General features: G+C 68.7%; 8 protein-coding genes. 4 read left to right on the forward strand and 4 right to left on the reverse strand.

Annotation, left to right across the window (positions count from 1 at the left end):
• The first annotated feature begins 11 nt into the window (after nt 1–11).
• Nucleotides 12–902: a DUF4394 domain-containing protein gene (locus EP7_RS27450; RefSeq protein WP_463525451.1), complete on the forward strand. Its 891-nt coding sequence runs from the start codon at nt 12–14 to the stop codon at nt 900–902.
• 122 nt (nt 903–1,024) lie between these two features.
• On the opposite strand, the gene EP7_RS27455 is transcribed toward EP7_RS27450, so the two are convergent.
• The 3 genes from EP7_RS27455 to EP7_RS27465 form a co-directional block, all read right to left on the reverse strand.
• The gene (locus EP7_RS27455; protein ID WP_463525452.1) at nt 1,025–2,449 is read right to left on the reverse strand and encodes a DUF1501 domain-containing protein; all 1,425 of its coding nucleotides are present in this window, start codon (nt 2,447–2,449) and stop codon (nt 1,025–1,027) included.
• A gap of 26 nt (nt 2,450–2,475) precedes the next feature.
• Nucleotides 2,476–5,460 (reverse strand): DUF1549 domain-containing protein, encoded by a 2,985-nt coding sequence (locus tag EP7_RS27460; protein ID WP_463525453.1) that lies wholly within the window; start codon nt 5,458–5,460, stop codon nt 2,476–2,478.
• Nucleotides 5,461–5,634: 174 nt separating this feature from the next.
• Nucleotides 5,635–7,503 carry a hypothetical protein gene (locus EP7_RS27465; RefSeq protein WP_463525454.1) on the reverse strand — a complete coding sequence of 623 codons (1,869 nt, stop codon included), beginning with the start codon at nt 7,501–7,503 and terminating at the stop codon, nt 5,635–5,637.
• 252 nt (nt 7,504–7,755) lie between these two features.
• Between EP7_RS27465 and EP7_RS27470 the strand changes: the two genes are divergently transcribed.
• Nucleotides 7,756–8,436, forward strand: coding sequence for a DUF4303 domain-containing protein (locus EP7_RS27470; protein WP_463525456.1), 681 nt, complete (start codon nt 7,756–7,758; stop codon nt 8,434–8,436).
• A gap of 93 nt (nt 8,437–8,529) precedes the next feature.
• Nucleotides 8,530–9,345, forward strand: a complete 816-nt coding sequence (gene thiD / locus EP7_RS27475; RefSeq protein WP_463525457.1) for a bifunctional hydroxymethylpyrimidine kinase/phosphomethylpyrimidine kinase — start codon at nt 8,530–8,532, stop codon at nt 9,343–9,345.
• Between the two features lie 147 nt (nt 9,346–9,492).
• Here thiD and EP7_RS27480 read toward each other — a convergent pair whose 3' ends face one another.
• A complete protein-coding gene (locus EP7_RS27480; RefSeq protein ID WP_463525458.1) occupies nt 9,493–10,467 on the reverse strand; it encodes a PEP-CTERM sorting domain-containing protein in 975 nt (324 codons plus the stop codon).
• A 488-nt stretch (nt 10,468–10,955) separates the two neighbouring features.
• Here EP7_RS27480 and EP7_RS27485 point away from each other — a divergent pair, with 488 nt between their 5' ends.
• Nucleotides 10,956–11,894, forward strand: a complete 939-nt coding sequence (locus EP7_RS27485) for a hypothetical protein (protein WP_463525459.1) — start codon at nt 10,956–10,958, stop codon at nt 11,892–11,894.
• Nucleotides 11,895–12,112 lie beyond the last annotated feature (218 nt).

Raw genomic sequence — 12,112 nt, forward strand, 5'->3', positions numbered from 1 at the left:
GGGACACCCTCATGAGCGTTCGGAACCTGATCGCTGGACTGGTCGCCGTCGGCGCCCTCGCGGCTGCCTCCAACGCCTCGGCGGACACCTACACCCTGGGCGACGGCGGCAACTCGCTCGTCCGCTTCGCCAACGGCAGCCCCGGCTCGGCCTCGGTGGTCGCCGGCTTCAGCGGCGCCGCCACCGCGCTGGACGCCATCGACTTCCGCCCCGACACCGGCGAGTTGTACGGCTACCAGAGCAACAGCAACACGTATTACACGGTCAATACGTCCACCGGCGCCCTGACGGCCGTCTCCGGGGCCGTCGCCCCGACCAACACGTTCGTCCTGGGCATCGACTTTAACCCGACGATCGATCGCCTGCGCACCGTGACCGAGAGCGGGCAGAACATCGTCTTCAACCCCAACACCGGCACGACCACCGTCGCCACCGGCCTGGCCTATGCCGCGGGCGACGTCAACGCCGGCCTCGTGCCGTCGATCGTCGAGAACGCCTATACCAATAGCTTCAAGGGTGCCACAACGACCACCCAGTATGCCATAGACTACCGCCTGCACACGCTCACCACGCTGGCGAACAACGCCGGAACGCTGGCGACCATCGGCACGATCACCCTGGATGGCGTCGAGCTGAACTTCGACGAATACGTCGGATTCGACATCGCCACATTCGGCGGGGTCAATGTCGGCTATGCCGTGCTGAACGTGGACGGCATCTCGGGCCTGTACACGATCGACCTGGCCTCCGGCGCGGCCACGTCGCTGGGCGCGTTCGACTCGTCTCTGTCGAGCATCCCGCTCTACTCCCTGGCCGTGGCCCCCGTGCCCGAGCCCGCCACCCTGGCGATGCTCGGCACCGGGCTCGCCGCCGTCGCCTTCGCGGCACGCCGCCGGTCCTGACCCTTCTTCATCGCACCGAGATCGCGGCCGATCCGATTCATTTGCAGGCCGCGATCCATCATCCCCGGGCCCGCCTGGCTTCAAACGCCCGGCGGGCCCGGTCCCATTTCCGGGTCGCAAAATCAGGCGAGGATCTGCGGGATGACGTGGCCGTGCACGTCGGTCAGGCGGCGATCAATCCCGTTATGGCGATAGGTCAGGCGCGTGTGGTCGATGCCCAGCAGGTGCAGCACGGTGGCGTGCACGTCGTAGACTTCCGTCGGGCTCTCGACCGCCTTGTACGACCACTCGTCGCTGGCGCCATGGGTGACGCCCCCCTTGATGCCGCCGCCGGCCAGCCAGTTGGTGAACGCGAGCGGGTTGTGGTCGCGCCCCTTGCCCCCCTGGCCGCACGGCATCCGGCCGAACTCGGTAGTCCAGAGGATGATCGTGTCGTCGAGCAGCCCGCGCGACTTCAGGTCGAGCAGCAGGGCGGCGGCCGGCCGATCCATCCCGGCGGCCATGCTGCCGTGGTCGCGGGCCAGGTCCTCGTGAGAGTCCCAGTTGCGTCGGGGGAACCCGTTGTCGGCGCCGCTCCAGACCTGCACGAACCGGACCCCGCGCTCCAGCAAACGCCGGGCGATCAGGCAGTTGCGGCCGAAGTCCTCGGTCACCGGGTCGTCCAACCCATAAAGCGACTTCGTCGCGTCGGTCTCCCCCTTCAGGTCGAGCGCCTCGGGCGCGCTCAGTTGCAACCGGGCGGCCAGCTCGTACGAGGCGATGCGGGCGTCGAGCCTCGAATCCCCCTCGCGGGTGGCCTTGTGGCCCCGGTTCAAGGCATCGAGCAATGCCAGGCCTTCGCTGCGTGCCTCGGGGGTGAGGTCGGGGTCGTCGGGCGGGAACAGGTCGAAGATCGGGTTCTTGCCGCCCGGCCGCACGGTCGTCCCCTGGTGCGTCGCGGGCAGGAACCCGGCGCCCCAGTTGGCCGGCCCGTTGGGGGCATAGCCGCGCGTGTCGGGCAGCACCACGAACGTGGGCAGGTCGCGGTTCATCGACCCCAGTCCGTACGACGCCCAGGCGCCCATCGCCGGGAACCCGGGGAGCACGAACCCGGTCCCTTGCAGGAACGTGGCCGGCCCGTGGACGTTCGACTTGGAGGTCATCGCCGGCAGGAACGCGATGTCGTCGACGCATCCGCCGATGTGCGGGACGAGGTCGCTGACGTATTTGCCGCACTCGCCGCGCGGGGACCAGGCCCAGGGGCTCTTCATCACGGGGCCCGGGCTGCTCTGGAACAGCTCGACCTTGCCGCCGGGGTCGAACGGCTTGCCGTGGTCCCTGATCAGCCTGGGCTTGTAGTCGAACGTGTCGCACTGGCTGGCGGCGCCCGACATGAAGAGCTGCACCACCCGCGTGGCCTTCGCCTTGTGGTGCAGGCCGCCATTCAGGTCGGCTCGGGGCCTGGGCCCGTCGGCCGCCAGCAGTCCCTCGGTGCCCATCATGTGCGCCAGCGCCATCCCGCCCAGGCCGCCGCCGGAACGCCAGAGGAACTGTCGACGGTCGATCATGGCCGGGGTCCCCCTGCAAATGTCAGTCAATCAATGAACACAAACTCATTCGAATTGAGCAGGATCCGGCAGGCATTGGCCCATCCATGGCGAGCCGCGTAGGCGGCAAGGGCGGCCTGTTCGTCGGCCCGAGCCGGCCTGCCCAGCGCGATCCGGTGGGCCACGTCGGCACGGCCGGGGCCGTCGGGCGAGGCGGCCTCGACCCGCGACGCGAACCGCTTCGCTTGCGCCAGCATGAACGGATCATTCATGAGCGCCAATGCTTGCAGCGCCGTGATCGTCGTCGACCGCGCCGGCGTGTTCGCGTTCGGGTCGGCGCCGTCCATGCACTCGATGAACGGGTTCGGCACGCTCCGCACCACGAACCGGTAGACGGCCCGCCGGCGCCCCTCGGGGGGGTCGGAAACGCCCGGCGACTCGTGGTCGTAGATGGGCGAATGATCGTCCTTGAACCGGAAGAGGGAGAACCCGGGGCCCCCCATCATGGGGTCCATCGCCCCGGCCACCGTCAGCACCGAATCGCGCAGGCTCTCGGCATCCAGCCGCCGCCGGCTCATCCGCCAGAGGTAGCGGCTGTCGCCGTCAATCTCCGCCTTACCCGCATCGTCGCCGGATACCTGGCGGTACACGGCGCTCGTCACGATCAGGCGGTGCAGCCGCTTCAAGGATTGGCCGTTGTCGATTAGCTCGGTGGCCAGCCAGTCGAGCAGCTCCGGATGCGTCGGCTTCGACCCGTTGCGGCCGAAGTCGTTCGGCGTGTCGACCAAGCCCCGGCCGAAGTGATAATGCCAGACCCGGTTGGCGATCGACCGCCAGGCCAGGGCATTCCGGGGGCTGCTCAGCCACTCCGCGAGCGCCGCCCGTCGTGCCCCTTCGTTCGCTGAGTCCGAGACCGAGAAATCCGCCCGGGCCAGCTCCAGACAAGGCAAGGCCCCCGGCTCGACCGCCTCCGCGGGCTGCTCGACATCTCCGCGATTCAGGCGATGAATCGGCCTGGGGGCGCGAGAGACGACGCCGTAGACGGCATCGGGCCCGGGAAGCTCCTTGATCTGTCGATCGATCGAGGCGACCTCGACACCGATGGCGGAAAGTTCGGCCCGCTCGGCCGGCAGGGTGGCCGCTTCGAGCTTCGAGCCGCGATCGGCCTCGGCGCGGCGGACCTCGGCCATCAGCTTCGACCTTCGGATGGTGGCGGGGTCGGAGAGCTTGGTCCGGCTGTCGAAGCCATCGACCAGGCTCGCACGGCCCCAGCGGCCTCCTTCGATCGAGTCGAGCGACGAGACCGTCGCGCCCGCGGCGACGTTCCGGCCGTCGGCAATCACTTCGAGCTCACCGAGCGCGAACACATAATCGGCTGTCCGCTCCCAGAGCCGCACGGCCGTCACCCGCACGAACCGGCCGCGTCGCCCGCCGCCGGGCACCGCGACCACCCTTTCCCCGGGATTCGGCACGTCCTCGCTCGAATGATCGGCCACGTTGGCGGCACCCGTCATGGCGGGCTCGTCGGCGATCTCCACCCGAAATCGTCGGGGGAAGCCGAAGCCGGGCGCATCGCGGAAGTCGGTCGGTCGCGCCGGGATGAGCCGGACCTCGTCGATTGGCACGACGCGGCCCAGGTCCACCTGCACCCACTTGGTCACGTCGGCCGTCGCGCCGATCTCGCTGTGATACCCGTTCGTCGGGCTGGCCGCGGCCGGATCGGCCGCCGATTCGAGCTGCGCCCGAAGGGCCGCGATCTCGCCGTCGAGCGCCTCGAGGTTCGCCCCGGATCGCCGCCCGACCTCCGCGACGATCCCGGCCTTGCGGGCGATCAAGCCTGCGCGTTGACGTTCCAAACCGCCCCGCATCCGGTCGATGTCGGGCCTGGCCACCGGGCGGTTGCCGCGTTCCACGCCCGCGAAGACGGCCTGGAGGCGGTAGTAGTCGGCCTGCGAGATGGGGTCGAACTTATGATCATGGCAGCGTGCGCAGTGGGCCGTCAGGCTGACGAAGGTGGAGACGGTGCTGGCCACCATGTCGTCGCGGTCCAGCACCCGCGTCTTCTCCTTGTCGACGGTCCCCTCGCGAAGCTCGACCTGGCCGACGAAGTCCCAGGGGCCCGCCGCGATGAACCCGGTGGCCACCTGGCCGCGCGGGTCGCCCGGGTTCAGGACGTCGCCGGCCACCTGCTCGCGGACGAACTGCCCATAAGGAATGTCGTCGTTGAGCGCCCCGATCACGTAATCTCGATAACGCCAGGCATGCTCGCGTTTCTTGTCTTTATCATATCCGTGGGTGTCCCCATAATGCACCACGTCGAGCCAGTGCCGGCCCCAGCGCTCGCCGTAGCGTGGGCTGGCCAGCAGACGGTCGACCAGCCGCTCGTAGGCGTCGGGCGCGGGGTCGGCCGCGAAGGTGTCGACCTCCTCGGGCGTGGGGGGCAGTCCATGCAGGTCGAAGGTCAGGCGGCGGATCAAGGTCCCGCGGCCGGCCTCGGCGCTCGGGGTCAGGCCGCGCGCGGCCAGCCCTTGGAGGATGAACGCATCGACTGGCGTCCTGGCCCAGCCGCCGCCGTCCAGGCTGGGCACCGGCGGCCTGGCCAGCGGTTTCAGCGACCACCAGGTCCCGCCGTCTCCGGGCTCCTTCAAGACCAGGCCCTCGGGCCAGTGGGCGCCCTGGCTAATCCAGGCACGAAGGGCCTCGACCTGCTCGGGGGCCAGTGGGCCTCCCTGCTTGGGCATCTCGGGGGTCTCGCCGGTCAGCATCTCGACGAGCAGGCTCTCCTCGGGCTTGCCCGGCTCGACGGCGGGCCCGCTCTCGCCTCCGGCCTTCAGGCCAGGTGCGTCGGCCAGTGACAGCCCCCCCTTGGCGTTGCCCGGCCGGTGGCACCCCACGCAACGCCCGGCCAGCACCGGCGCCACTCGGTCGCGGAAGAGCCCGCCGGACGGGTCGTCGGCCGCTTGCGCATGGCCGGTCATCGCGGCCAGCAGGAGCAGGGGCGCGACGAGGCGTCTCGGGGTCGGTTCCGTCATCGGGGTGTCGCCTCGTCGGGGTGGGGAGGGAGCCGGTCTCGCGTGCATGCGACCTTCCAACACTTTCACAACAATGGTCGCAGCTGGCAAGCGCGGGTCGGCCAATGGCAAGACCCCGGCGCGGGCTTTCGCCGTGCGCCGGGGCCTTTTTTTCTCGTCTTCCGAGCGGGTCGCTCAGGCGGTCGGCAGCGAGAGCGGTCCCACCTGGCTCTGGTTGGGATTCACGGTGACATCGCCCCGCATCCCGGCCGAGCGGATATTGGAGCGCGCCGTCACGTTCGTCCTGCGGGTGATGTCCAGGTGCGTCAGGGGCTGGCCGATGACCGTCGAGTTCGACGCATCGTTGATCTGCAAGAGGTTCAGGTTGCCCGAGTCGTTGATCACCATCCCTTGCGCGGACTTGATCCGGATCGACTGCACGTTCCCCTGGATGTCGATCAGGGCCGAGTCCACCAGCTCGGGGTGGAACGACGGGCTCAGGCCCGTCAACGCGTTGGGGTCGTTCAGGGTGATCGCCCCCGCGGGGGCGAACGAGCCCGGGGCGTACAGGCTCACCGTGTTCACGCCGCCGACCTGGCCGGTCACCAGGGCGAGGTTGGCCTCGACGCTGCCCAGCGCCTTCAGCGGGGTGCCGTCGGTGGTGCCCGGCACGATGGTCAGGTTGCTGATCGACTGCGGGCTGGTGATCTGGGTGCGGCCCAGTTCGTTCAGCGTCCCGCCGGCGCCGCTCAGGGTCAAGAACCCGGGCTGGAGCAGGTTGGGCTGGAACGAGTCGAAGTGCGCGGCACCGGTGGCGTAGATGTTGCTGCGCCCCGCGGGGCTCGCCACGCCGCCGGCCAGCTCGAACTGACGCGTCGGGGTATAGGCCGACCCGACCGTGACCGCCTGCCCCGAGGCCAGGCTGGCCGCCGCGTCGATGATCTGGGCCACGCCGCCGCCGCCCGCCCCGGCGTCGATGAGGATCGTCCGCGTCTCGGACGACCCGATCCCGTCCACGCTCGTCAGGCCCGACGGGGCCAGGCCGGCGATCGAGAACGAGCCGGCCGCGTTGCCGGTCGTCGCGTCATAGCCGTAAACCTGCGACCCCACGCCCACCAGCGCGGTCAGCCGGCCATTCACCCGGGACAGGCCGACCCCGGCCGAGCCCGTCGCGGGGGTTGCCCCGGGCAGGTTGATCGTCTGCAAGGCCTGGCCGGTCCCGGTGTCGAACCGGATAAGCTGGTTAGCCGTCGGGTCATACCCGAAGATCTGGGCCGCGTTCAGGGTGCCCGCGGTGGCGCTCGACCCGCCATTGACCTGGTTGACTGTCAGGGCGATGCCGGCGGGGGCATCGGGCACATCCTGCCCGGGCTGGAGCGGATTTTCCAGGCTCGCGCCCGGCACGAACTGCCCGGAGACGCCCGTCAGGACCCGGCCGCCGTTGGGCTCGTTGGCGTAGTTCGTCGTCCGGCCGTCCTGGGTGACGGTCAGCGAGGCCGTCGCGGCGGTCGAGGCGGTCAGGTAGGCGGCGGGAATCTCCCGCAGGTTCATCTGCGTGTTCTTACCGACGGAGTTGAGGAACAGGGCATTCACCCCGCCGGTGAGGTTCACCTTGCCGCCGTCGACCAGGTCGAACCCCTTCAGGTTCACCACGCGGACGAGGTTGGAGCCGACCCCGCTGAGGTTGTCGAACGAGACGTCGGCGTCCCGGACCGAGCCGAGCTTGGCCCCGCCGGCGCCTCGCACCTTGGCGACGATGCCGGTGGCCTGGTTGGTGCGGTTGTACACCAGATCAAGCGTGCCGTCGGGCCGCACGGCCGAGCCCGCCAGGCTGCCGGGCCCGTACAGGCTGATGGTGACCTGAGCCCCGCCGGGCGTGGAATAATCCATCCGTCGCCCGCTCAGGGGCACGCCGTTGGTGCGCTTCTGGATGAGCGCGTTGAGGTCTTTCTGGTTGATTGGCTTGCCGCCCGGCCCCAGCATGTCGCCGTTGAGCAGCTGGCGCCCTTCGAGGTGCTCCGCCAAGGGCCTGAGCTTCCTGGTCCGTCGCATCTCGCGTTCCATCGCCACCGCCTCCGAGCCGGCCCCTGGGCTTGCCCGGCGCCACCGCCCTGGGCAAAATCGGGCATCCTATCGCCGATTCATCCGGGAGAATCATCGGCGGCCGGCCGCATCCGGCATCAACGGAATTTCCCCAACCATCCCGAGATCCGCCACCGCAGGCCCGTCCCAACCCTCGGCCAAATCCGCCGGCGATCGAAGCTCGCCGACCTCATCGCAAGACTCCACTCGATCCTTCCTTTCGGGGCGACCGCAATGCCACACGCCGATTTCTCGCTCATACGCCGCGAGATCAGGGACGCCGCGAGGCGTGAATTCAGCGAGATCCGGTCGAAGGCGCCCGGCGAGTCGTTCTACACCTTCGCGCTTTATTCCGACGGGGACGCGACGACCGTCTGCCCCGCCGCGAACACGGAGCAGGGGTACGAACGCAGGGTGAAGAAATACCGCTCCGACCGCGAGTTCATGGAGATGCTGAAGTCGTTCAACCTCCCGTTCTCCCCGTTCGACTACCGCTGGGGCACCAACGAGTGGGCCCATCTCCACGGCGGATCCGGCCACTTCGCCGCCGTGTCCGCCAAGATCAGCGCAGATGACGCGTACGATGCGACGGCCGACGACGGGTTCGCCAAGCACAAGGGCCGGGTCTTCGCCGCGATGCTGCTCGGTTTGAAGGACCTGGATGCGGAGGGGTTCTTCGGGGTGGGCGAGCAACGCGAGCGAATCATCCTCTTCTGCTCCGCCACCGATGCAAGCGAGACGGCCTGGCTGGAAGAGGAATCGGCGCGTCGCCTGAACTCGGCCGCCGCTTATCAGTCATTCTTCGACCAATGGATCACCAACACGGTCATGGCGGAAAATCTCGCCGATCACAAACTCGACCTCGACGATGACGAGGTTTACCGCGAGTTCTCGCTGAGCCTGGAAGCGGGCTGATCGGGGCCCCTCACCCTGACGATTGGCGATGCTGAATCCATCGCACGAGACGAGAATGGCCCGCGATCGAGGTTTTCCCGGAGACAGATCCAGGTGCACGCCGACATGACCAAGCCCCCCGCCTGCCTGGCCATCGGCGGCAGCGACAGCTCGGGCGGGGCGGGAATCCAGGCCGACCTCAAGACGTTCGCGGCCCTGGGAACTTACGGGGCCAGCGCCATCGCCGCCCTGACCGCGCAGAACACCAACGGGGTGCAGGGAGTGCTGGGCATCCCCGCGGCGTTCGTCCGCCAGCAGGTCGAGTCGGTCCTGTCCGACCTGCCGATCGCCGCCATCAAGGTCGGCATGCTAGGCGACCCCGAGGTCATCCAGGTCGTCGCCGCACTCCTCGCCAACGTCCCGCAAATCCCGGTCGTCATCGACCCCGTCTGCGTCTCGCGCGGGGGAGACTCGCTCATCGAGCCGGGCGCCTGGCAGGCCTTGCGCGATCTGCTCCTTCCGCTGGCCACGGTGGCCACCCCCAACCGCCACGAACTGGCCCTGCTCGCGGGCACGCCCCCCGTCACCGACGAGCTGACCCTGCGGATCGCCGGCCGAGCCCTTGCCGTCCGGATCGGCCGGCCCGTGCTGGCCAAGGGGGGCTCCGCCTTGCCCGAAGCCCTTGACTTGCTCATCCTGCCCGACGGCCAGTTCACGCGCCTGACCGCCCCCGACGCCCCCATCCCCACCCGTCACACCCACGGAGCCGGCTGCACCCTCGCCGCCGCCATCGCCGCCTACCTCGCCAAAGGCCTCCCCCTGCCCGAGGCCGCCCTCGAAGCCAAGCGCCATGTCACCGGAGCCATCCGCCACGCCCCCGGCCTCGGTTCCGGCCACGGGCCCGTCAACCACGCCTGGAATTCGACCTGAAACCCCGCGGATTCGACCTGGCAACGTCGTCAGGCCGATGCGGCGTGAACGCTTGCCACCCACGAACGCACAATCCGCCACCGGTCCCTCCTCGAAGGGGCCGGCGGCCTGAGCTCGTTCGAGTTTGTCGCCAAGGTCGGGTCGAACTCAGCGGGCCTCGGCGCGACCCTTGCTCCGCCAGCGATGGCGGATCAGGCCGCCGGCCAGACAGACTCCGAACAGAGCGAGCGTGCTCGGTTCCGGCACGGGCTGGGCGTGCGGGGTCAGCAGGTAGGCGTGCACGACTCCGTTCGGGTCCTTGGCAACCCCGGCGATCCGCCCGGACGCGTCGATCCCCCGCGCCTCGATGAGGGTCAGGCTCGACGCCGAGGGGATGAGCAGGCCATTCAGGTCAATCGTCTTGCCGTCCTCGAAGATCGCGGCGAGCTTGGTGCTGTACCAGTTCTTCGCGTCCTGCTTGGTCCAGCCGACGACCTGCCCGGCGTTATTCAGGGCCTCAGGCGCCGAGTTCGCGGCCGCCTCGAACAACTGAACATTCGGCCCCGTGAGATAGGACCGCTCACTGAAGAAGAGTTGTCCAGCAGGGGAGTAGCTCCCGATAATCTGCCCATGGTCATTGATCGCGACGGCAGTATTTTCCCAGTTCCCGACCCGGACATCGAACATGGGTATTGCTCCGCCGATCGTGTTGCTCCAGGTGTCCAGCTTGGTGAATGGATTGTAGACGTAGCCGATGGAAGTCCGACTGCTGAAGTCGCCACTGGGGCCGGAACTATTGAGCAAAGCATTCCCGACACTCTGGCCCATATTGTTCGTCGAATTATCGCGGACCTCGTCTCTCCAGGTTCTCGACTCCAACGTATCGTAATCACCCTTATATGTGTAATAGCTACTTCGCCATGAATGTCCCGGGGGATGTGCCCACTGGTCGAACGAGCCCGACCTGAACGCAGCCTGATCGTCGGCCGAGAGGTACGTCAAATAGCTGTTCGAACCGTCCGCGGCGCCGAGGTCGGTCAGCTCATATTTAATCTGGCTCGCATGGGCGAGCGTAGCCGTCGAGAACAGCGCGATCAGGGCTGCGATCACGACGCGGGGCCGCGATGAGACGCCTTGGGCCATCGGGGATCATCCTTGGTGGGGGGAGAACAGACTCGGATCCTTCGAGCCTGCTACGGTCTCTCATCCCGGCGTCAGGATCTCTCGGGGCATCGTCCGGGTGCCAGGTTCTCATTGAGGCCGCGGATCGTAGACCGACCAGCCGGGACTGTCAAGATATCCTGAATTGGTGAGTGGGTCCGTGCAACTCGACTCTGGGACGTGCCCCGGGGGCGTCGGCTTGGGAGAGGTCTGACCGAGCCGAGGGTCGCCGGCGAGATTGACGCCCGACCTGCCCCGGGCGGAACGGATCGCCCACCTCGGGGCACATTCCGACGCAATTGCGCCCCCGGGACTGGGGCCACCGCGAGAAACAGACCGGGCCGAGTGCCCTGGAAGCAGACGGCCGGGACCGCTACACTCGGCACCATCGCCCGATCCGGCACCGGAAGCGGGCTCGTGCGAACCAAAAAGGCGTGCGTTGTGACGCCCCTGACGAAGGAGAGATGCTGGTGCGCCGCTTCCTCACGATCGCTGTGTCACTGTCGATGGTCCTCGGCCTGGCCGCCTCGGGCCGCCTGATCGCCCAGGAGCCGGCGAAGACCGAGGTCAAGGCCGTCGAGGCCCCCAAGGTCGAAGACAAGAAGGCCGAGACCCCGGCCCCGGCTCCGGCCGAGGCCCCCAAGGCCGAAGAGAAGAAGGCCGAGACCCCCGCTCCGGCTCCGGCCGAAGCCCCCAAGGCCGAAGAGAAGAAGGCCGACGCTCCGGCTCCGGCCAAGGCCGAGGAGAAGAAGGTCGAGGCGGAAGCCCCGCTGCCGACCATCCCGCCCGAAGTCGAGGCCAAGCTCGAGGCCGCCCGCCACGCCGTGGCCGAGGCCATCGTCGCCGCCCAGGATGCCGGGCTCGTCGAGACCACCGTCACCCCGCCGCCGATCCTGGACATCCTGATCACCGGCCGTGCCCTAGACCAGCGCGACCTGAAGGCCCGCCGTGGCGTCAGCCCCGAGGTCTTCGGCGCCTGGTTCACCGGCTACGCCGCCCTTGAGGGGATCACCCCCCAGACCGACGTCCGGATCATCCAGCCGTCGAAGGGCCTGACCGACTGGTACGGCCAGCGTGCCAACATCCTCAACCGCCACATCGACGCCGTCCGCAAGGCCAAGGCCGACGCGGCGCCCAAGAAGGAAGAGCCCAAGCCCGCCACCCCGGCACCGGCCCCCGAGCCCAAGAAGGAAGAGCCCAAGCCGGCCCCCGCTCCCGAGCCCGCCAAGGAAGAAGCCAAGCCGGCCGCTCCCGAGCCCGCCAAGGAAGAGGCCAAGCCCGCCCCGGCCCCGGCCGCTCCCGAGCCGGCCAAGGAAGAAGCCAAGCCCGCTCCGGCCCCGGCCGCTCCCGAGCCGGCCAAGGAAGAGGCCAAGCCGGCCGACGCCCCGAAGGACGCTCCCAAGAGCTGATCATTCGGCAAATCGCCCGCAACCCAAACGGCCCCCCACGCCCCGAGGCGCGGGGGGCCGCGTTCGTTTCCAGGCTCGATCATCCCGACCCCGCCAGGGCCCCGTCGATGGCCCGGAACCCGGCTTGCGAGGGACCGCCCATCACCCGACCGAAAAACTTTAAAGAAAGCGAAAACAGAGACCGGTTTTCCCTGCGAATTCCAACTAAGAAGGCGTAC

It is taken from the genome of Isosphaeraceae bacterium EP7 (genome assembly GCA_038400315.1).
In the GTDB taxonomy this organism is placed as follows: Bacteria; Planctomycetota; Planctomycetia; order Isosphaerales; family Isosphaeraceae; genus EP7.